This is a genomic window from Pseudomonas sp. B34(2017) (assembly GCF_002112915.1).
GTDB classification, from domain to species: Bacteria; Pseudomonadota; Gammaproteobacteria; order Pseudomonadales; family Pseudomonadaceae; genus Aquipseudomonas; species Aquipseudomonas pharyngis.
Genome location: NZ_NEJA01000007.1, coordinates 258,745 through 280,197 on the forward strand (window position 1 = coordinate 258,745; position 21,453 = coordinate 280,197).

A 21,453-nucleotide genomic window follows, 5' to 3' on the forward strand; every position below is an offset into this window, starting at 1 on the left:
ACAAAACTCGCCCCCTTCGTTACAAGCCCCTCCCGGCCCGTTGTTTAGACTGCCCGCAGTCATAACAACAAAAAAGGCCACCCATGGATCATTTCAATCCGGGCTTCAGCAGTTGGCTGAACGCCCCTGCCCACCAGCAATGGCTCGCCGATGAAGGCCTGCGCCTGCTGGCATTTGCCAAGGCTTCACGGCTGCCCGAAGGGTTTGGCAATCTCGATGAGCGCGGCCAGCTCCAGGTCGGCGCGCAAGCCGAAACCATGAACACCGCACGCATGACCCACAGCTTCGCCATGGCCCACATTCAGGGCCTGCCGGGGTTCGCCGAGCTGGTCGATCACGGCATTGCGGCCCTGCGCGGCCCGTTGCGCGATGCGATGCACGGCGGCTGGTTCGCTGTCACCGAACACCGTGACGGCAACACCGGCAAGAACGCTTATCTGCATGCTTTCGTCGCTCTCGCGGCCAGCTCCGCAGTAGTCGCCCAGCGTCCCGGCGCCCAGGCATTGCTGGATGACGCCATCGACATCATCGACACGTATTTCTGGAGCGAAGAAGAGGGCGCCATGCGCGAGTTCTTCAACCGCGACTGGCGCGAAGAAGAAGCCTATCGCGGCGCCAACAGCAACATGCACGCCACCGAAGCCTTCCTTGCCTTGGCCGATGTCACCGAAGACCCGCGCTGGCTGGTGCGTGCGCAACGCATCGTCGAGCGGGTGATTCACGGGCACGCCGCCGCCAACGATTACCTGGTGATCGAGCATTTCGACCGCGACTGGCAACCGCTGCGCGAGTACAACCATGACAATCCCGCCGATGGTTTCCGTCCCTACGGCACCACGCCGGGCCATGGTTTCGAGTGGGCGCGGCTGTTGCTGCACCTCGAAGCCGCGCGGGTCCAGGCCGGCATGCTCACGCCCGGCTGGCTGGCCACCGATGCGCAAAAGCTGTTCGAACAAAACTGCCGTTATGGCTGGGACGTCGATGGTGCGCCGGGCATCGTCTATACCCTCGACTGGAACAACAAAGCGGTGGTGCTCCATCGCCTGCACTGGACCCACGCCGAGGCCAGCGCTGCCGCCAGTGCCTTGCTCAAACGCACCGGCGATGCGCAGTACGAAACCTGGTATCGCCTGTTCTGGGAATTTTGCGAAATGTATTTCATCGACCGCTGCGACGGCAGTTGGCACCACGAACTTGATCCGCAAAACCGCCCGAGTGCCGATATCTGGGCGGGCAAACCGGATCTGTACCACGCCTGGCAGGCCGTTCTGATTCCGCGTCTGCCGCTGGCACCGAGCATGGCCAGTGCTCTGGCACACCTGTCTCGAAGCGTTCCTGTGTAACCATGTGGTGACATTCGCGCGTCCCTTCGTTACCTGCGGGGGGAAACGCTCTGTTTAAACTCGTGTGCAGCGCAAGCACCAGACTTGCATGCATAACAACAAGAAAGGTACATCTCAGATGAATGCGATTTCTCGCCTCGCTACTGTCATTTCTGTCGCCTCCCTGTTCCCGCTCGCTGTGCTGCCCCTGAGTGTTTCCGCTGCCGAATCCAAAGGTTCGGTGGAAGTCGTGCATTGGTGGACGTCCGGTGGCGAAAAAGCTGCCGTCGATGTGCTCAAGGCACAAGTCGAGAAAGACGGTTTCACCTGGAAAGACGGCGCTGTCGCCGGCGGTGGCGGTGCGACTGCCATGACCGTGCTGAAAAGCCGCGCAGTAGCCGGCAACCCGCCAGGCGTTGCCCAGATCAAGGGCCCGGACATCCAGGAATGGGCGTCGACCGGTCTGCTCGACACTGACGTGCTGAAGGACGTTTCCAAGTCCGAGAAGTGGGACAGCCTGCTCGACAAGAAAGTCTCCGACACCGTGAAGTTCGAAGGTGATTACGTGGCCGTGCCGGTGAACATTCACCGCGTGAACTGGCTGTGGATCAACCCGGAAGTCTTCAAGAAAGCCGGTATCGAAAAAGCCCCGACCACCCTCGAAGAATTCTACGCCGCCGGCGACAAGCTGAAAGCGGCGGGCTTCATCCCGCTGGCCCACGGCGGTCAGCCATGGCAGGACAGCACCGTGTTCGAAGCGGTCGTGCTGTCGGTGATGGGTGTTGATGGTTACAAGAAAGCCCTGGTCGACCTGGACAACGCTGCCCTGACCGGTCCGGAAATGGTCAAGGCCCTGACCGAGCTGAAGAAAGTCGCGACCTACATGGACCCGGACGGCAAAGGCCAGGACTGGAACCTGGAAGCGGCCAAGGTCATCAACGGCAAGGCCGGCATGCAGATCATGGGTGACTGGGCCAAGTCCGAATGGACCGCCGCCAAGAAAGTCGCCGGCAAGGACTACGAGTGCGTAGCGTTCCCGGGCACCGACAAGGCGTTCACCTACAACATCGACTCGCTGGCCGTGTTCAAGCAGAAGGACGCGGGCACCGCGGCCGGTCAGCAGGACATCGCCAAAGTCGTGCTGGGTGAAAACTTCCAGAAAGTCTTCAGCATCAACAAGGGCTCGATCCCGGTGCGTAACGACATGCTCGCCGACATGGGCAAGTACGGTTTCGACTCCTGCGCCCAGACCGCTGCCAAGGACTTCCTGGCAGACGCCAAGAGCGGCGGCCTGCAACCGAGCATGGCGCACAACATGGCGACCACGCTGGCCGTGCAGGGTGCGTTCTTTGATGTCGTGACCAACTACATCAACGACCCGAAAGCCGACCCGGCCGACGCTGCCAAGAAACTCGGCACTGCCATCAAGGCTGCCAAGTAAGCGGTAGCGACGAGCTGCGAGCTACAAGCTGCGAGACAAGAGCGCTGCTCTGCTGGTCTTGCAGCTCTCAACTCGTAGCTGCTCTTCTCTTTTTTTATTGGATCTTCCCATGAGTTCTGTTGCTGTGTTCAGCAAGGCCTCGCCGTTCGACGCATTGCAGCGCTGGCTACCGAAACTGGTGCTGGCGCCGAGCATGTTCATCGTTCTGGTGGGCTTCTATGGCTATATCCTCTGGACGTTTGTCCTGTCGTTCACCACGTCGACGTTCCTGCCGAACTACAAGTGGGCAGGCCTGGCGCAATACGAGCGTCTGTTCGACAACGACCGCTGGTGGGTGGCGAGCAAGAACCTGGCCGTGTTTGGCGGCATGTTCATCGGCATCACCCTGGTAATCGGCGTGACACTGGCGATTTTCCTCGACCAGAAAATCCGTCGCGAAGGCTTTATCCGCACCATTTACCTGTACCCGATGGCGCTCTCGATGATCGTGACCGGTACTGCGTGGAAATGGCTGCTCAACCCGGGCATGGGCCTGGACAAATTGCTGCGGGACTGGGGCTGGGAAGGCTTCCGTCTCGACTGGCTGATCGACCCGGATCGCGTGGTGTATTGCCTGGTGATCGCGGCGGTCTGGCAAGCCTCGGGCTTCATCATGGCGATGTTTCTCGCCGGTCTGCGTGGCGTTGATCAGTCGATCATCCGTGCCGCCCAGATCGACGGCGCGAGCATGCCGCGCATCTACTGGAAAGTGGTGCTGCCAAGCCTGCGTCCGGTGTTCTTCAGTGCGGTGATGATTCTGGCGCACATCGCGATCAAGAGCTTCGACCTGGTGGCGGCCATGACGGCCGGCGGCCCGGGTTATTCCTCCGATTTGCCGGCGATGTTCATGTACTCGTTCACGTTCAGCCGTGGACAGATGGGCATGGGCTCGGCCAGTGCAATCCTGATGCTCGGTGCGATCCTCGCGATCATCGTGCCTTACCTGTACTCCGAGCTGAGGACCAAGCGTCATGACTAGTCTCGCCTCCAAACCGGCCATCAGCCTGAGTCGCATCGCGATCTACGCGGTGCTGATCCTCGCGGTCCTGCTGTATCTGGTACCGCTGGTGGTCATGCTGCTGACCAGCTTCAAGACCCCGGAAGACATTTCCACCGGCAACCTGCTGAGCTGGCCGACCGTGGTCAGCGGCATCGGCTGGGTGAAAGCCTGGGCCACCGTTGACGGCTACTTCTGGAACTCTATCAAGATCACCGTTCCGGCCGTGATCATCTCCACCGCTATCGGTGCGTTGAACGGTTATGTGCTGTCGTTCTGGCGCTTTCGCGGTTCGCAGCTGTTCTTCGGCCTGCTGCTGTTCGGTTGCTTCCTGCCGTTCCAGACCGTGCTGCTGCCGGCGTCGTTCACCCTCGGCAAGATGGGCCTGGCGAGCACCACCACGGGCCTTGTGTTCATCCATGTGGTCTACGGTCTGGCGTTCACCACGCTGTTTTTCCGTAACTACTACGTGAGCATTCCGGATGCGCTGATCAAGGCGGCGCGCCTCGATGGCGCGGGGTTCTTCACGATCTTCCGCCAGATCATCCTGCCGATGTCGACGCCGATCATCATGGTCTGCCTGATCTGGCAGTTCACCCAGATCTGGAACGACTTCCTGTTCGGCGTGGTGTTCTCCAGCGGTGATTCGCAACCGATCACGGTGGCGCTGAACAACCTGGTCAACACCAGCACCGGGGCCAAGGAATACAACGTGGACATGGCGGCGGCGATGATCGCCGGGCTGCCGACCCTGCTGGTCTATGTGGTCGCAGGCAAGTATTTCGTGCGCGGGCTGACGGCCGGCGCAGTCAAGGGGTAATCATGGCTACGCTCGAACTTCGCAATGTAAACAAGACCTACGGTGCCGGCCTGCCGGACACCCTGAAGAACATCGAACTGTCGATCAAGGACGGTGAGTTCCTGATCCTCGTTGGGCCTTCGGGCTGCGGCAAGTCGACCCTGATGAACTGCATCGCCGGCCTGGAAACCATCACCGGCGGCGCAATCATGATCGGCGACCAGGACGTCAGCGGCATGAGCCCCAAGGATCGTGACATCGCCATGGTGTTCCAGTCCTACGCGCTGTACCCGACCATGAGCGTGCGCGAGAACATCGAGTTCGGTCTGAAGATCCGCAAGATGAGCCAGTCGGCGATCGACGAAGAAGTCGCCCGCGTGGCCAAGCTGTTGCAGATCGAGCACCTGCTCAATCGCAAGCCGGGCCAGCTCTCCGGCGGTCAGCAGCAGCGCGTGGCGATGGGCCGTGCGCTGGCGCGTCGGCCGAAGATCTACCTGTTCGACGAACCGCTGTCCAACCTCGACGCCAAGCTGCGCGTCGAGATGCGCACCGAAATGAAACTGATGCACCAGCGCCTGAAAACCACCACGGTCTACGTGACCCACGACCAGATCGAAGCGATGACCCTGGGCGACAAAGTGGCGGTGATGAAGGACGGGATCATTCAGCAGTTCGGTACGCCGAAAGAGATCTACAACGACCCGGCCAACCTGTTCGTGGCGAGCTTCATCGGTTCGCCGCCGATGAACTTCATCCCGCTGCGCCTGCAGCGCAAGGACGGTCGTCTGGTGGCGCTGCTCGACAGCGGCCAGGCCCGCTGCGAATTGCCGATGGCGATGCAGGACGCGGGTCTCGAAGACCGCGAAGTGATCCTCGGCCTGCGCCCGGAGCAGATTGCGCTGGCGAACGGCGAGGGCAACGGTCTGCCGAGCATCAAGGCTGAAGTGCAGGTCACCGAGCCGACCGGTCCGGACACCCTGGTGTTCGTCAACCTCAACGACACCAAGGTCTGCTGCCGTCTGGCGCCGGATGTGGCGCCGCAGGTGGGCGAAACCCTGACCCTGCAGTTCGATCCGTCGAAAGTGCTGCTGTTCGACGCCCAGTCCGGCGAACGCCTGGGGATTGCGGGCCTGCCGAAAGCCGAGTCGCACAGCGCCAACGTGGCCCAGTTCAAGGGTCGCTGATGAACACAGGCGGGAGCGGGCAGGCCCGTTCTCGCAGGGAGCACGCGGTGCGTGGCCTGTCGCGCGCCGCATCAGATGTAAACCGCGTTAAATAAGAAGAACAGTTAATAACAATAAAACGAGGATGTAGGGATGAAGAAGAACAACAACGCTCAGCGAATCGGCCAGTTGTCAGCAGTTGCGGCAATGATGCTGGCCGGCAGCGTCCACGCGGCTGACGCGTTCAGCTCCGATTCGGAGTGGATGACCGGGGACTGGGGTGGCGAGCGGACCAAGCTGATCGAGCAGGGCATCGACATCAAGATGGACTACGTCGGTGAGGTGGGCGGCAACCTTCACGGCGGCTACAACAACGACAAGACGGCGCGTTACTCCGACCAGTTCGGTCTGGGCGTGGCGCTGGACCTGCAAAAACTGTGGGGTTGGGACAACACCCAGGCCAAGATCCAGCTGACCAACCGTAATGGCGAAAACATTTCCAACGATCGTGTTGGCGATCCGCGTGCCGGCACACTCAGCTCCTCGCAGGAAGTCTACGGTCGTGGCCATATGGTGCGTCTGACCCAGTTGTGGATCAAACACCAGTTCTTCGACAACAAACTCGACGTCAAGGCCGGTTACTTCGGCGAAGGCGAAGACTTCAACACCTTCCCGTGCGAGTTCCAGAACCTGGCGTTCTGCGGCTCGCAAGTGGGTAACTGGGCGACCAACATCTGGTACAACTGGCCGGTCAGCCAGGCGGCCATTCGCGTCAAATACAACATCAACGACGAACTCTACGCACAGATCGGTGCGTACAACCAGAACCCGTCGCAGCTGGAACACGGCAACGGCTTCAAGTTGAGCGGCAGTGGCACCAAAGGCACCGTATTGCCAGTGGAACTGGTCTGGTTGCCTAACCCGAACAGCCTGCCGGGCGAATACCGTGTCGGTTACTACAAGAGCACGGCCGATGCCGACGACGTTCGCGAAGACGTCAACGGTTTCGACGCGGCGACCACCGGTGATGCCTACCGCACCCACAGCAGCAAGCACGGTTACTGGTTCGTTGCGCAACAGCAACTCACCAGCCATAACGGTGACAAGAGCCGTGGTCTGAGCATCGCTGCCAACGCCACGTTCCACGACAAGGACACCAACTTCATCGACAACTATCAGTCCGTGATGTTTGTGTACAAAGGTCTGTTCGATGCGCGTCCGAAGGATGACTTCGGTATCGGTGCTGCGCGTATTCACGTCAACGATGACGTGAAGAAAAACGCCGAACTGCTTAACGTCTCCAATGGCGTTTCGGATTACGACAATCCGGTGTTCTCGCCGATTCGCGAAACCGAATACAACTACGAGATCAACTACGGCTTCCACGTGACCAACTGGCTGACCGTACGCCCGAACCTGCAATACATCACTCATCCGGGCGGTGTGGATGAAGTGGATAACGCTTTGGTCGCTGGCCTGAAAATTCAGTCTACGTTCTGACGCGTCTGCGATAAGCTCCTCTCTATGTGCGCATATTTGCGGACAGCCAAGGCTGTCCGCTTTTTTTTGGAAAGGGGTGTCGCAGCCCATGAAAGTTGAATCTGGAACCGTGGCCCATGCATGAGCATCCGCTGCAACGCTTCTTCAAATCCTTGCGTGAACGACCGGTGTTCGCCTGGGAGCGCTATCAGATGCGCGATGTGCTGGTGATCGATCATCCGCTGTGTCAGGCGGTGTTCAGTCGCCAGGGCGCGCAATTGCTGCACTTTCAACCGCGTGGGCAAAAGCCGTGGTTGTGGTGCGCGGCGAAATGGCCGCATGTCGGCGCGATTCGCGGCGGCGTGCCGGTGTGCTGGCCGTGGTATGGCCGTCACCCGAGCGAAAACGCGTGGCCGTCCCATGGCTGGGCGCGATTGCTGGACTGGAAACTGCTCGACAGCAGCACCGGCGATGACGGCGTGCGCCTGCATTGGCAATTGCAGCTGTGCGATTGGCAGGTGGACCTGCACGCGCACCTGGGCGAACGCATGGAATTGCGCCTGAGCACCGAGCATCAGGACGACATGCCGTGCCAGTTGAGCCAGGCTTTGCATGCTTACTGGCGTATTGGCGATGTGAGTGAGATAGCGCTGTCTGGGCTCGAAGGGGCGCAGGGTTACGACCAGTTGAACCGTGAGATTTGTCAGCAGGAAGGCGAGTTGCGGGTCGATGGCGGCTGTCAGCGGGTGTTCCAGCATGACGGCGAATTGCAGCTCAAGGATCACGCCTGGCAGCGCGAGTTGTGCATCGATACCGGCGACAGCGCGGACACCGTGGTGTGGCATCCGGGGACGCGGCCGTTGCTCGGCGTGACCTGGGATGAGATCTCGGAGTTTGTCTGTGTTGAAGCGGCGGCGGGCGGCACCGACAGCCTGCATCTGGCGCCGGGGGAGAAGGCGCATTTGAGTTTGCAGGCGTGGGCTGCTGCGTAATGATCGCTCCCATGCAGAGCGATGATCGTTCCCACGCTCCGCGTGGGAATGCAGCCCGTGACGCTCCGCGTCACTGGACGCAGAGCGTCCCTTGAGGCGTTCCCACGCAGAGCGTGGGAACGATCAGCGCGAACTAGTTGAACTCGTCACCCACCGGATACCGGCTCGCATTCAAGCTCTCTTTGATCTTGCGCAGATGCGGCTGGAAATCCACCCCGCGACGCAAGGTCATCCCCGTCGCCAGTACATCCAGCACGGTCAACTGAATGATCCGCGAAGTCATCGGCATATAGATGTCGGTGTCTTCCGGCAGCGGAATATTCAGGCTAAGCGTACTGGCCTTGGCCAGCGGCGAGTTCTCGGCGGTCAGGCCCAGCACCGAAGCGCCGTTCTCCCGGGCGATGCGCGCCACTTCCACCAGTTCGCGCGTGCGGCCGGTGTAGGAAATGATCACGAACAGCTCGCCGGTGTGCGCCACCGAGGCAATCATCCGTTGCATCAGCACATCGGCGTGGGCGGTGACTGCCAGGTTAAAGCGGAAGAACTTGTGCTGCGCATCCAGCGCCACCGGCGCCGAAGCACCCAGGCCGAAGAAGTGGATCTGCCGGGCCTGGATCAACAGGTCGACGGCGCGGCTGATCAGGTTCGGGTCCAGTGCCTGGCACGCGCTGTCCAGGGAGGCGATCGCACTGCCGAAAATCTTCTGCGTATAGGCCTCGGGATTGTCGTCAGCTTCCACTGCGCGGCTGACATAGGCCGCGCCGCTGGCCAGGCTCTGCGCCAGTTGCAACTTGAGTTCGGGGTAGCCGCTGACGCCGAACGAACGGCAGAAACGGTTGACCGTCGGTTCACTGACCGACGCCGCCTGGGCGAGGGCGGCGATGCTGAAGCGGGTGGCCTGCTGTGGGTTGAGCAGGATCACTTCGGCGACTTTGCGTTCGGCCTTGTTCAGCTCTTCAAGGCGACTCTGGATCTGTTCCAGTAAATTTCGCACGCGGTCCATAAGAATTCCTAGATTCACCGGCGCCGATAAGCGCGCGGCTATGCAAATTGGGCCTTTGATGTGGCCCGTGACGGTGGCCTATCCTACTGATGGCTCCGACCGACCACCACTCGGAATCTGTATTTTGCGAAAATGTTGTGGTTATTACTACATTTTCCCTTGAGTGATGCCTTGAAAAAAGGTATTTGTAGCTTAACTTGATAAAAGAACAAACATCATGCCTTCGATTACGGTTGAACCGTGCACCTTCGCCTTGTTCGGCGCCTTGGGCGATCTGGCCCTGCGCAAGCTGTTTCCTGCCCTTTATCACCTTGATGGCGCCGGCCTGTTGCACGAGGACACGCGCGTTATCGCACTGGCCCGTGAGACGGGCACCGAGCAGCAGCACCTGGCGTTCATCGCCGCCGAGCTGCGTCGTTATGTGGGCAAGGAGCTGGACGAGGCCGTGGCCGAGCGCTTTCTGGCGCGCCTGACCTACCTGCACGTCGACTTCCTCAAGGCTGAAGATTACGTGGCGCTGGCCGAACTGGCCGGCAGCACGCAACGCATGATTGCCTACTTCGCCACTCCGGCGGCGGTGTACGGCGCGATTTGCGAGAATCTGGCGAACGTCGGTCTGGCGGAAAACACCCGCGTGGTGCTGGAAAAACCGATCGGCTCCGACCTCGAATCCTCGCGCAAGGTCAACGACGCCGTGGCGCAGTTCTTCCCGGAGAACCGCACCTACCGCATCGACCACTACCTGGGCAAAGAGACTGTTCAGAACCTCATCGCCCTGCGTTTCGCCAACAGCCTGTTCGAAACCCAGTGGAACCAGAACTACATCTCCCACGTGGAAATCACCGTGGCCGAGAAAGTCGGTATCGAAGGCCGCTGGGGTTACTTCGACAAGGCCGGCCAGTTGCGGGACATGATCCAGAACCACCTGCTGCAACTGCTCTGCCTGATTGCCATGGATCCGCCGGCCGACCTGTCCGCCGACAGCATCCGCGATGAAAAAGTGAAAGTGCTCAAGGCCCTGGCGCCAATCAGTCCCGAAGGCCTCACCACGCAGGTGGTGCGCGGCCAGTACATCGCCGGGCACAGCGAAGGCAAGTCCGTGCCGGGCTACCTCGAAGAGCCGAATTCCAATGCCCAGAGCGATACCGAAACCTTCGTTGCCCTGCGTGCCGACATTCGCAACTGGCGCTGGGCCGGCGTGCCGTTCTACCTGCGCACCGGCAAGCGCATGCCGCAGAAACTGTCGCAGATCGTCATCCACTTCAAGGAACCGTCGCACTACATCTTCGCCCCCGAACAGCGCCTGCAGATCAGCAACAAACTGATCATCCGCCTGCAACCGGACGAAGGCATTTCCTTGCGCGTGATGACCAAAGAGCAAGGCCTGGACAAGGGCATGCAACTGCGCAGCGGTCCGCTGCAACTGAATTTTTCCGACACCTGGCGCAGCGCTCGGATCCCCGATGCCTACGAGCGGTTGTTGCTGGAAGTGATGAACGGCAATCAGAACCTGTTTGTCCGTAAAGATGAAATCGAAGCCGCGTGGAAATGGTGTGACCAGCTGATCGCCGGGTGGAAAAAATCCGGCGACGCGCCCAAGCCGTATGCGGCCGGGTCGTGGGGGCCGATGAGCTCCATTGCATTGATCACGCGGGACGGGAGGTCGTGGTATGGCGATATCTGATGTGAAACTGCCCGAGGGCGTGAATGCCCGCGAATTCAAGAGCCCGGTGCTGCTCGCCGAAGGCCTGGCGCTGAATGTCGCCAAGCAATTGAGCGAAGCGCTGGCGGCACGTGGCAATGCGGTGCTGGTGGTGTCCGGCGGTCGTAGCCCGGTGGCGTTTTTCCAGCACCTGGCCAAGCAGGAACTGGACTGGTCGAAGGTCGTCGTGACCCTCGCCGACGAGCGCTGGGTGCCGGTCGAACATGCCGACAGCAACGCCGGTCTGCTCAAGCAATATCTGCTCAGGGGCCCGGCGGCCAAGGCTCAGTTCCTCAGCCTCTACAGCGCGGCGGCCAACGTCGAGCAGGCTGCGGAGCAGGCTGATCGTTTGCTCGCCGAATTGCCGCCCATTGACGTGCTGGTGCTGGGCATGGGTGATGACGGTCACACCGCATCATTGTTCCCGGACAGCCCGAACCTGGCCGAAGCCCTGCAAGCCGACGGCACCCGTCGCTGCTGGCCGATGCTCGCACCAAGCGTGCCACGCCAGCGCCTGACCATGAGCCGGGCGCTGCTGGCGTCGGCGCGGCACAAGATTCTGTCGATTTCCGGTCAGTCGAAACTGACCACCCTGAATGCCGCACTGGCATCCAACGACGTCGCCGCCATGCCGGTTCGCGCGTTTCTGCAACCTACGTTAGAGATTTACTGGTGCCCATGAGCCAAGGAACAGCCGCTATGAAAATTCCATCCCCGACCGTTTCCATGGCGGACAAAGTTGCCCTGATCGACAGCCTCTGCGCCAAGGCGCGGATCCTGCCGGTGATCACCATCGCCCGCGAACAGGACGTGCTGCCATTGGCCGACGCCTTGGCCGCCGGTGGTCTGACCGCGCTGGAAGTGACCCTGCGTTCGCAGTTCGGCCTCAAGGCGATCCAGATCCTGCGCGAACAGCGCCCGGAACTGGTGACCGGTGCCGGCACCGTGCTCGACCGCAATATGCTGGCCGCGGCCGAAGCTGCCGGTTCGCAATTCATCGTCACCCCGGGCATCACCCGTGATCTGCTGGAAGCCAGTGTCGAAAGCCCGATCCCGCTGCTGCCGGGCATCAGCAATGCCTCCGGCATCATGGAAGGTTATGGCCTGGGTTATCGCCGCTTCAAGCTGTTCCCGGCGGAAGTCAGCGGCGGCGTGGCTGCAATCAAGGCACTCGGCGGCCCGTTCGGCGAAGTGAAATTCTGCCCGACCGGCGGCGTTGGCCCGGCCAACATCAAGAGCTACATGGCGCTGAAAAACGTCATGTGCGTGGGCGGTAGCTGGATGCTCGATCCTGAGTGGATCAAGAACGGCGACTGGGCCCGCATTCAGGAATGCACCGCCGAGGCGCTGGCGCTGCTGGACTGATACTTTTCAATTAGTTGCAACCCTACACTTCGTTGTGTGTTCTACGGCTTTAACGGTGCGCTTGGTCGGTGCGCCGTTTTTTTTTGCCCGCAAAAAGCTTTTGTTATTTCGAGAAACGTTATTTCGAGATACATAGTTACCGCACCAAGCTTCGAATGTGGCGTTAACCTGCGTTCATCTTATGGAAGAGAGAACGCGTCATGGACAACCAGCCTTCAGCTCCATCGGTTTATCAACTGGCCCCCGAGCAAGTCGCGGGGCCCTATTTTCGCAATCCCAAACTGCTGCGCCGCAACATCAGCGAAGGCGCCGAGGGCCTGCCTTTGCTGCTGCGCCTGACCATCGTCGATGCCATGACCGCCGAGCCGGTCAGCGGTGCGCTGGTGGATATCTGGCACTGCAACGCCCGCGGCGCGTACTCCGGCTGGAGCCGGGTGAACCCGGATCTGGAAATCGACGTCGAGGACATCGGCTCGATCCCGCGAACCGACGACGACACCTATCTGCGCGGCGGTCAGTTCAGCGACCACAAGGGCAGGGTGCGCTTCACCACGATCTATCCGGGTTTCTACGCCGGGCGAGCCCTGCACATTCACGTGGCGGTGCGTATCGTCTGCGGTAATGAGTATCTGGATGAGCGCAATGTGGCCTGGGTCGGCCAACTGTATTTCCCGGAGGTGGTCTCCCGCGGCGTGCTCAACAACAAGGCCTATCGCGGGCGAGGCTCGGCGCCGGTGTGTAACGCCGACGATGCCTACTACACCACTATGGGCGGAGAAGCATCGACCCTGACCGTCTGGCCGATCGGCCGCGACTCGCACGAGGACGGCTACTTCGGCCACCTCACGATCGGCATCGACACCTTTGCGGTATCGTCGCAGATCAAGCCCGAGGACTTCGACAAGTACACGGTTTAACGCAGTTCGTTCAGCGCCTGAACCAGGAGCTGGATTTCCGCCGCCGTGGTGGTCAGCGACGGCGTGATACGGATACATGGCCCACAGGCCGAGCCATTGCGCACCACGGTGAACAGGTTGTAGTCGTTGAGCAGGCGTTCGACCATCACCTGCTGGTCGGCATGCCGGGTAAAGCGTAGCGAGGTGATGCCGCAATAGAGACGCGGATCGTCCGGGGTCGTGACTTCGATGCCCGGCAGATTGCGCACGGCGCTCACCCACAGGTTGCGCAAGTAATTCATCCGCGCGCCTTTGGCGGCCGCGCCACCCAGTGCGCGGTGTTCCTCGAACACCAGTGGCAAGGTCATCAACGCCGGAATGTTCGGCGTGCTGTAAGGCGTGCGCGAACGGATGTCGTCAGCCGAAAAATGCATCTCGCCCATGTCCGGGTCGATGTCGGCCAGGCGCTGCGGGGCGATGTAGATAAAGCCGAGGGTCAGCGGCGAGCCGATCCACTTGTGCAGGTTGTACCCGGCGAAGGCGATGCCCAACGCTTCGAGGTCGAACTCAATCTGCCCGAGCGCATGGGCGCCATCAAGGATGATATCGACGCCATGCTCCCTGGCCAGCGAGGCAATGGCCTGCACCGGCATTACCAGCCCGGTGCGGTGGGTAACGTGAGTCAGCGCCATCAGCTTGAGCTTCGGATAGCGGGTAAAGGCTTCGCGGTAAGTCGCCAGCAGGCTGTCGAAGCTGGCCGGGTGGGCGTGCTCGATCTCGATCACTTCGACCCCGCGATGCTGCGCCAGCCAGCGCATGGCGCCCTTGACCGTGTCGTACTCCAGGTCGCAGATCAGCACCTGGTCGCCCGGCTGCAGGCGGTTGTAGTTGCGGATCAGAGATTGCAGGCCGGCAGTGGCGTTGTGGGTGAACGCCACGCTTTGCGCGCGGACGCCGATCAGCTCGGCCAGTTGCGCGCGGATATCGAGGCTGTCGTGCTGTTCGAAACGCTGGCGAACGTAGATCGAGTTGCTGTTGTTGATCAGCTCGATGTTGCGCTGGTACTCCTCGACCACGGTGCGGGACATCCGTCCGAAGTAACCGTTCTCCAGGTTCACGGGGCCGGGATGGCGATCGTAACGGTCGGCGAAGGTTTGCCAGAAGGCTTCGTCTCGGGCGCGGCGGGTGTTATCGGGCATGGTCGACTCGGATCAGGGTGACGCCTCAGTGGCGCGGGGCAGGTTTGCCATGTTTGGCGCGCAGCGGTTCGAGCAGTTCCGACAGGCCGTTGTGATCGATTTCCTGCATCAGGGCCAGCAGCCCGCCCAGTTCGCCATGGGGAAATCCTTCCCGGGCAAACCAGTTCAGGTACGGGCCCGGCAGGTCGGCAATGATCCGGCCCTTGTACTTGCCGAAGGGCATTTCGCGGGTGATCAACAGTTCGAGCTTTTCGGGGTTCATCGTTGGAATCGTCTGGGTTGGAAAACACGTTGGAAAATACAGGCATTCTGCATGCAGGCCAAATGACAGATCATGCAAATAACAGGCATACAGATTTTCGTTTTATTTATAACTTATTGAAAATTAACGATTAATTTCTTTTCGAAAAGCTGGCACGACCACTGCAACACTCCTTGCATCTTTCACCACGCAAGGAATTGAAAAATGACTGACATGAATAAAGAAGCCATCTCCGTCCTCAACGACCTGATCGAAACCAGCAAGGACGGTCAGGAAGGGTTCAAGACCTGCGCTGAAGACATCAAGCACCCTGAACTGAAAACCCTGTTCACACAGCGCTCCGCCGATTGCGCAACGGCTGCGGCCGAGCTGCAAGCCGCCGTGCGTTCGATGGGCGGCGATCCGGAAACCTCGACCAGTGTCAGCGGTGATCTGCACCGTCGCTGGGTCGACGTCAAAGCAATGTTCACCGGCAAGGACGAAGAAGCGGTGCTCAACGAAGCCGAGCGCGGTGAAGACCACGCCCTGAAGGCTTATCGTGAAGCAATCGAGAAGATCAACAAGCACAACCTGGTCGGCATCCGTGATCTGGTCGAACGCCAATACCACGGCGTGCAACGCAATCACGATCAGGTGAAGGCGCTGCGTAACCAGGCTCGCGCACGCTCGTAAGCGTTCGAGGCCAACAAAAACGCCAGCTGGTCTGGCGTTTTTTTGTGCCCGGATTTAACCGAGGACGATCAGCCGATGCTGATGGCCGGCAACGTCGGGAGGGTTACGGTCTGTTGCTTGCGCGGCGCCAGGATCTCGGCCTCGCCGTCCACCACCAGCTCATCGCGCTGGTTGAATACGCGCGTGGCGATGCGCACACGGAATTTCGGCAGTTTCTCGAGGATTTCCAGGCGTACGGTCAGGGTGTCGCCGATCTTCACCGGCTTCTGGAAGCTCATCTGCTGGCCGATATAAATGGTGCCCGGTCCAGGCAGCTCGCAAGCCACGGCCGCACTGATCAGCGCGCCGCTGAACATGCCGTGGGCGATACGTTCCTTGAACATGCTGGCGGCGGCGAACTCGGCGTCCAGGTGCACCGGATTGTGGTCGCCGGACATCGCGGCGAACAGCTGAATGTCGCGTTCTTCGACAGTCTTGCTGTAGCTCGCGGTCTGGCCCACTTCGAGGGCTTCGTAAGGGATGTTGGTAACCTGGGTCATGGGTCTGAATTCCTGTGACGGATGAAATGAATCCACAAAAAATTATTCGCTGCGGTGCGGCCGGCGATGGCTCAGGGCCTGTTCGATCCAGGCCAGCACATCGGCGGTCACTTCGTCGCGGTTGCTCTCGTTGAACAATTCGTGCCGCGCCTGCGGGTAGATCTTCAGTTGCAGGTTCTGGCTGCCGGCCGCGCGCAAGGCGTTGGCCAGATCAGTCAGACGCTTGCCTTCGCTCACCGGATCACATTCGCCGCCGATCACCAGCAGCGGCAGGCCCGGATCAATCTGGGCGAGATTGGACGCTTTGCTGATTTGCTGCAACCCGCCGAGCAGGTCGATCCACAACTGATTGGTGCAGCGAAAGCCGCACAGCGGGTCGGTGGCGTACTTGTCGACCTCGGCCGGGTCGCGACTCAGCCAGTCAAACGCGGTGCGCGCCGGTTTGAATTTGTTGTTGAACGAGCCGAACGACAGCCACTCGATCAGCGCGCTGCGACCCTTGGCGCCTTGGCGCAGCTTTTCGAACCGGGCGATCTGCCGGGCCGCACGGTACAGCGCAACCGGCTGGAAATTCGAACCGCTGAGAATCGCGCCATGCAGGCTGGCGCTGTGATGCAGCAGATAAGCCTGTGCAATGTAACTGCCCATGCTGTGCCCGAGCAGCACGATCGGTACTCCCGGATGACGCTGGCCGAGGAACTGGTTGAGACTCGCGAGATCTCCGACCACCTTGCACCAGCCATCGTCATCGGCGAAATGCCCCCGCGTCCCATGATCGGCGGTTTTGCCGTGGCCGCGCTGATCGGGCGCGTACACACCGTAACCTTCGGCGCAGAACGCCTCTGCCAGCCGAGCGTAACGGGCGCTGTGTTCCGCCATGCCGTGGGCCAGCAGAATCACCGCTTTCAGCGGCGCGTTCGGCAGCCACAGGTTGACGAAGAGGCGGCTGCGGTCACTCGCGTCCAGCCAGAAGGTGTCGTGGATCATGGCGATTCCTTTTGCGGCCTGTTTTTGCTCAAGCGTCTTGCAGAGGTTGCATTGTATAGCGCGTCCGATCAGCTCACGCCACGGCAGGAAGATTCACACGATCAATGACGACCTTGCCCATATTTGCCTGATTGACCATAGCTGCTAGTGTCCGTGAAGCCCCGCTTTTTGCTCTCGGCTTTTTCACGGACGGAAAGAAATGACAGCGAAGCGGCCCCGGATCGGCTCAGGTAAAGAGGACAAGAACAATGCAACCTGATTTCTGGAATGACAAACGCCCGGCGGGCGTACCCCTGGACATCGACGCGGGTGAATTCAAGTCGGTGATCGAGGTGTTCGAGCGTTCCTGCAAGAAATTCGCTGATCGCCCGGCGTTCAGCAACATGGGCGTGACCCTGACCTACGCCGAGCTGGAGCGCCAGAGCGCCGCGTTCGCCGGTTATCTGCAAGCCCACACCGATCTGGCGCCGGGGGATCGCATCGCGGTGCAGATGCCCAACGTCCTGCATTATCCGATTGCCGTGTTCGGCGCCTTGCGTGCCGGGCTGATCGTGGTCAACACCAACCCGCTGTACACCGCGCGGGAAATGCGCCACCAGTTCAAGGATTCCGGTGCCCGGGCGCTGGTGTACCTGAACATGTTCGGTCAGAAAGTCCAGGAAGTGCTGGCGGACACCGACATTCAGTATCTGATCGAAGCGAAGATGGGCGACCTGATGCCCACCGCCAAGGGCTGGCTGGTCAACACCGTGGTCAGCAAAGTGAAGAAGATGGTGCCGGCGTATTCGCTGCCCCAGGCGATTTCCTTCAAGAGCGCGTTGCGTATGGGTCGGGGCCTGGGCATCAAGCCGTTGAAGGTCGGCCTGGATGACATCGCCGTCCTGCAATACACCGGCGGCACCACCGGCCTGGCCAAGGGCGCGATGCTGACCCACGGCAATCTGGTGGCGAACATGCAGCAGGTTCGCGCCTGCCTTGGTCAGTTCGGCAGCGACGGCCAGCCGCTGTTGCGCGAAGGGCAGGAGGTGATGATTGCGCCGCTGCCGCTGTACCACATCTATGCGTTCACCGCGAATTGCATGTGCATGATGGTATCGGGCAACCACAACGTGCTGATCACCAACCCGCGGGACATCGGCGGCTTCATCAAGGAACTGAAGAACTGGAAGTTCTCGGCGCTGCTGGGGCTCAACACCCTGTTCGTCGCGCTGATGGATCACCCGGACTTCAAGACCCTGGATTTCTCCACCCTCAAGCTCACCAACTCCGGCGGCACCGCGCTGGTCAAGGCCACGGCCGAACGCTGGGAACAGATCACCGGTTGCCGGATTACCGAAGGTTACGGCCTGACCGAAACCTCGCCGGTGGCCTGCACCAACCCGTACGGCGAGCTGTCGCGGATCGGCACGGTCGGCCTGCCGGTGCCGGGCACCTTGTTGAAGATCATCAACGACGACGGCGTCGAGCAGCCCCTGGGCGAGCGCGGCGAGTTGTGCATCAAGGGCCCGCAGATCATGAAGGGCTACTGGAACAAACCCGAGGCCACCGCCGAAGTGCTGGATGCCGAGGGCTGGTTCAAGTCCGGCGACATTGCTGTGATCGACCTGGACGGTTTCGTGCGCATCGTCGACCGCAAGAAAGACATGATCATCGTCTCCGGTTTCAACGTGTACCCGAACGAAATCGAAGACGTGGTGATGGCCCACCCGAAAGTTGCCAACTGCGCAGTGATCGGCGTGCCGGACGAGCGTTCCGGCGAGGCGGTGAAGCTGTTTGTGGTGGCGCGGGAAACCGGAGTCAGCCTGGAAGAGCTTAAGGCCTACTGCAAAGAAAATTTCACCGCTTACAAGGTGCCAAAACACATCGTGCTGCGTGAGTCGTTGCCGATGACGCCTGTCGGGAAAATTCTGCGCAGAGAGTTACGCGATATCGCATAAAAGAATTGCGCTTCACTCTATCGCGAGCGGGCTCGCTCCCACAGGATCATCAGTGAACCTGTGGAAGTGAGCCCGCTCGCGATTTTTTTGTTTCAAGCCCCCGAAAACCGGGACTTTCAAGGTGTTATAGGATTTTTGCTCTAAAATGACCGCCAGTAGTTCTTGAGTCATGAAAATGACTGTAGGGGCCGCTTTTGGCTCTAGTCGACCCTTGGCAAAGCTGCTACTCTCGGCGCGCTTTGTGACTTCTCGGCCTTGTAAAAAGCCAGACTCACCAATAAACAAACACCAATAATAATCGCATCAAATGCGGTGCTGAATTCGCGTTGCTGAGGAGTGGGCTTCCATGATCGAAGACTTTTGGAAGGATAAGTACCCCGCTGGAATTGCTGCCGACATCAATCCAGACGAGTACCCGAATATTCAGGCAGTGTTGAAGCAATCCTGCCAACGCTTCGCCGACAAACCGGCGTTCAGCAACCTGGGCAAGACCATCACCTACGGTGAACTGTACGAATTGTCCGGTGCGTTTGCCGCTTATCTGCAACAGCATACCGATTTGCAGCCCGGTGATCGAATCGCCGTGCAACTGCCCAACGTGCTGCAGTACCCGGTCGCCGTCTTCGGCGCCATCCGCGCCGGGCTGATCGTGGTCAACACCAACCCGCTGTACACCGCGCGGGAAATGGAGCACCAATTCAACGACTCCGGTGCCAAGGCGCTGGTGTGCCTGGCAAACATGGCGCACCTGGCCGAAGCCGTGGTGCCGAAAACCGGCGTCAAACACGTCATCGTCACCGAAGTCGCCGACCTGCTGCCGCCGATCAAGCGCCTGCTGATCAACAGCGTCATCAAGTACGTGAAGAAAATGGTTCCGGCCTACCACCTGCCCAAAGCCGTCAAGTTCAACGACGTGCTGAGCAAGGGCCAGGGCCAGCCGGTGGCTGAAGCCAACCCGGACAGCGGCGACGTCGCGGTGCTGCAATACACCGGCGGCACCACCGGCGTGGCCAAGGGCGCGATGCTCACCCATCGCAACCTCGTCGCCAACATGTTGCAATGCAAGGCGCTGATGGGCTCCAACCTCAATGAAGGTTGCGAGATCCTGATCACGCCGCTGCCGCTTTACCACATCTATGCATTCACCTTTCATTGCATGGCGATGATGCTGATCGGCAACCACAACATCCTGATCAGCAACCCGCGTGACCTGCCGGCGATGGTCAAGGAACTGTCGAAGTGGAAGTTCAGCGGTTTCGTCGGCCTCAACACGCTGTTCGTGGCCCTGTGCAACAACGAAGGTTTCCGCAAGCTGGATTTCTCGGCGCTGAAAGTCACCCTGTCCGGCGGCATGGCCCTGCAACTGGCCGCAGCCGAGCGCTGGAAAGCGGTCACCGGTTGCCCGATCTGTGAAGGTTACGGCATGACCGAAACCAGCCCGGTGGCCACGGTCAACCCGATTCAGAACATTCAGATCGGCACCATCGGCATTCCGGTGCCGTCGACCCTGTGCAAAGTCATTGACGACGCCGGTGTCGAGCAGCCGCTGGGCGAAATCGGCGAGCTGTGCGTCAAGGGCCCGCAAGTGATGAAGGGCTACTGGCAGCGTCAGGAAGCCACCGATGAAATGCTCGACAGCGAAGGCTGGCTGAAGACCGGCGACATCGCGCTGATCCAGCCGGACGGCTACATGCGCATCGTCGATCGCAAGAAAGACATGATTCTGGTGTCCGGTTTCAACGTGTATCCGAACGAACTGGAAGACGTGCTGGCGGCCCTGCCGGGCGTGTTGCAGTGTGCGGCCATCGGCGTTCCGGACGAAAAATCCGGCGAGGCGATCAAGATCTTCATCGTCGCCAAACCGGGTGTCACCCTGACCAAGGAACAGGTGATGGAGCACATGCGCGCCAACGTCACCGGCTACAAGGTGCCGCGTTCCGTGGAGTTCCGCGATGCGTTGCCGACCACCAACGTCGGCAAGATCCTGCGTCGCGAACTGCGTGACGAAGAGCTGAAGAAGATCAAGGCGAAAAGCGCCGCGTAAGACAAGAAGCCCCGCAGATGCGGGGCTTCTTGTTGGCGGTTCACTGTTGATCGTTCCCACGCTCCGCGTGGTAACGCATCCCGGGACGCTCTGCGTCCCTGCCGTGCGGGACGCGGAGCGTCCGGGGCGGCATTCCCACGCAGAGCGTGGGAACGATCAGCTTGAGTGTCTTATTGGCGGAACGGCGCGAAGTTAACGTTGGTCCCCGCCGGGCGCATGTCCTGCAGGTACGAGTCCTTGTCGGCGCTCAGTTCCAGGCTCAGGGCAGCCTTGCGTTTGCCTTCGTTGCGGATCACCAGGCCTTCGAGCTTCTCGCGCAGGAACACGGTCGGCACTTTCAGATGCAACAGTTCGTCGGTGGCCGGGGTGTGCATCAGCAGGTGGATCCACTCGTACTGCCCGATGGCCAGGCGCGACACCGGCAAGTCGAACCACCAGATGTTGCGGTTGCGGTTCAGTTCGGCGAAGTGGCAGTTGTTGGTGCCGAGCACGGCACCGCCCAGTTCCTGGTTGCGACGGGCGATGGCCTGCTTTTTATCGAGTTTCATAACATTCCTGCGGGATCGGTTCTGTGGCGCCTGGCGCCCTTATGGAGGGCATTCTCGGGGCAACGCT

20 protein-coding genes are annotated in these 21,453 nt (G+C 60.5%); 14 read left to right on the top strand and 6 right to left on the bottom strand.

The features are described from left to right. Window positions 1–83: 83 nt before the first annotated feature. The 7 genes from CAF80_RS22755 to CAF80_RS22785 all read left to right on the top strand — a co-directional run bounded on the left by CAF80_RS22755 (window position 84) and on the right by CAF80_RS22785 (window position 8,232). On the top strand, window positions 84–1,343 hold the full coding sequence (locus CAF80_RS22755) for an AGE family epimerase/isomerase (protein ID WP_085667959.1): 1,260 nt from the start codon (window positions 84–86) through the stop codon (window positions 1,341–1,343). A gap of 118 nt (window positions 1,344–1,461) precedes the next feature. Continuing rightward, entirely contained in the window at window positions 1,462–2,763 is a 1,302-nt protein-coding gene (locus CAF80_RS22760; RefSeq protein WP_074688308.1) for an ABC transporter substrate-binding protein, read from the top strand. A gap of 109 nt (window positions 2,764–2,872) precedes the next feature. Further along, a complete protein-coding gene (locus tag CAF80_RS22765; protein WP_007951166.1) occupies window positions 2,873–3,781 on the top strand; it encodes a carbohydrate ABC transporter permease in 909 nt (302 codons plus the stop codon). Next, complete coding sequence (locus CAF80_RS22770) at window positions 3,774–4,619, top strand: carbohydrate ABC transporter permease (protein WP_007951164.1); 846 nt, start codon at window positions 3,774–3,776, stop codon at window positions 4,617–4,619. The genes CAF80_RS22765 and CAF80_RS22770 overlap by 8 nt, the downstream gene beginning before the upstream one ends. Window positions 4,620–4,621: 2 nt before the next feature. Continuing rightward, window positions 4,622–5,782: an ABC transporter ATP-binding protein gene (locus tag CAF80_RS22775; protein ID WP_085667960.1), complete on the top strand. Its 1,161-nt coding sequence runs from the start codon at window positions 4,622–4,624 to the stop codon at window positions 5,780–5,782. Between the two features lie 132 nt (window positions 5,783–5,914). Continuing rightward, window positions 5,915–7,261: a carbohydrate porin gene (locus tag CAF80_RS22780; protein WP_039766091.1), complete on the top strand. Its 1,347-nt coding sequence runs from the start codon at window positions 5,915–5,917 to the stop codon at window positions 7,259–7,261. A 116-nt stretch (window positions 7,262–7,377) separates the two neighbouring features. Continuing rightward, the gene (locus CAF80_RS22785; RefSeq protein WP_039766094.1) at window positions 7,378–8,232 is read left to right on the top strand and encodes a D-hexose-6-phosphate mutarotase; all 855 of its coding nucleotides are present in this window, start codon (window positions 7,378–7,380) and stop codon (window positions 8,230–8,232) included. A 133-nt stretch (window positions 8,233–8,365) separates the two neighbouring features. Here CAF80_RS22785 and CAF80_RS22790 read toward each other — a convergent pair whose 3' ends face one another. Then, entirely contained in the window at window positions 8,366–9,226 is an 861-nt protein-coding gene (locus tag CAF80_RS22790; RefSeq protein WP_169842436.1) for a MurR/RpiR family transcriptional regulator, read from the bottom strand. Between the two features lie 226 nt (window positions 9,227–9,452). On the opposite strand from CAF80_RS22790, the gene zwf reads away from it, so the two are divergent. The 4 genes from zwf (at window position 9,453) to CAF80_RS22810 (ending at window position 13,219) form a co-directional block, all read left to right on the top strand. Next, a complete protein-coding gene (gene zwf / locus CAF80_RS22795) occupies window positions 9,453–10,919 on the top strand; it encodes a glucose-6-phosphate dehydrogenase (protein ID WP_039766097.1) in 1,467 nt (488 codons plus the stop codon). Then, window positions 10,906–11,619, top strand: coding sequence for a 6-phosphogluconolactonase (gene pgl, locus CAF80_RS22800; protein ID WP_039766099.1), 714 nt, complete (start codon window positions 10,906–10,908; stop codon window positions 11,617–11,619). The genes zwf and pgl overlap by 14 nt, the downstream gene beginning before the upstream one ends. A 17-nt stretch (window positions 11,620–11,636) precedes the next feature. Further along, window positions 11,637–12,302, top strand: a complete 666-nt coding sequence (locus tag CAF80_RS22805; RefSeq protein ID WP_039766101.1) for a bifunctional 4-hydroxy-2-oxoglutarate aldolase/2-dehydro-3-deoxy-phosphogluconate aldolase — start codon at window positions 11,637–11,639, stop codon at window positions 12,300–12,302. A 200-nt stretch (window positions 12,303–12,502) separates the two neighbouring features. Next, on the top strand, window positions 12,503–13,219 hold the full coding sequence (locus tag CAF80_RS22810) for an intradiol ring-cleavage dioxygenase (protein ID WP_085667961.1): 717 nt from the start codon (window positions 12,503–12,505) through the stop codon (window positions 13,217–13,219). On the opposite strand, the gene CAF80_RS22815 is transcribed toward CAF80_RS22810, so the two are convergent. Beyond that, window positions 13,216–14,397, bottom strand: a complete 1,182-nt coding sequence (locus CAF80_RS22815) for an aminotransferase class V-fold PLP-dependent enzyme (protein WP_085667962.1) — start codon at window positions 14,395–14,397, stop codon at window positions 13,216–13,218. The genes CAF80_RS22810 and CAF80_RS22815 overlap by 4 nt on opposite strands. 25 nt (window positions 14,398–14,422) lie before the next feature. Continuing rightward, window positions 14,423–14,659 (bottom strand): DUF3820 family protein, encoded by a 237-nt coding sequence (locus tag CAF80_RS22820; RefSeq protein WP_003213031.1) that lies wholly within the window; start codon window positions 14,657–14,659, stop codon window positions 14,423–14,425. A 204-nt stretch (window positions 14,660–14,863) separates the two neighbouring features. Between CAF80_RS22820 and CAF80_RS22825 the strand changes: the two genes are divergently transcribed. Further along, window positions 14,864–15,331, top strand: a complete 468-nt coding sequence (locus tag CAF80_RS22825; RefSeq protein WP_039766107.1) for a PA2169 family four-helix-bundle protein — start codon at window positions 14,864–14,866, stop codon at window positions 15,329–15,331. 68 nt (window positions 15,332–15,399) lie between these two features. On the opposite strand, the gene CAF80_RS22830 is transcribed toward CAF80_RS22825, so the two are convergent. Then, window positions 15,400–15,870, bottom strand: a complete 471-nt coding sequence (locus CAF80_RS22830) for a MaoC family dehydratase (protein ID WP_003227420.1) — start codon at window positions 15,868–15,870, stop codon at window positions 15,400–15,402. A 42-nt stretch (window positions 15,871–15,912) separates the two neighbouring features. Next, complete coding sequence (locus CAF80_RS22835; RefSeq protein WP_085667963.1) at window positions 15,913–16,857, bottom strand: alpha/beta hydrolase; 945 nt, start codon at window positions 16,855–16,857, stop codon at window positions 15,913–15,915. A gap of 248 nt (window positions 16,858–17,105) precedes the next feature. Here CAF80_RS22835 and fadD2 point away from each other — a divergent pair, with 248 nt between their 5' ends. Both fadD2 and fadD1 read left to right on the top strand, forming a co-directional pair. Next, window positions 17,106–18,794 carry a long-chain-fatty-acid--CoA ligase FadD2 gene (gene fadD2 / locus CAF80_RS22840; RefSeq protein WP_085667964.1) on the top strand — a complete coding sequence of 563 codons (1,689 nt, stop codon included), beginning with the start codon at window positions 17,106–17,108 and terminating at the stop codon, window positions 18,792–18,794. Between the two features lie 346 nt (window positions 18,795–19,140). After that, a complete protein-coding gene (gene fadD1, locus CAF80_RS22845) occupies window positions 19,141–20,838 on the top strand; it encodes a long-chain-fatty-acid--CoA ligase FadD1 (protein WP_064598913.1) in 1,698 nt (565 codons plus the stop codon). A 170-nt stretch (window positions 20,839–21,008) separates the two neighbouring features. On the opposite strand, the gene CAF80_RS22850 is transcribed toward fadD1, so the two are convergent. After that, window positions 21,009–21,386: a hypothetical protein gene (locus CAF80_RS22850; protein WP_007951149.1), complete on the bottom strand. Its 378-nt coding sequence runs from the start codon at window positions 21,384–21,386 to the stop codon at window positions 21,009–21,011. Window positions 21,387–21,453 lie beyond the last annotated feature (67 nt).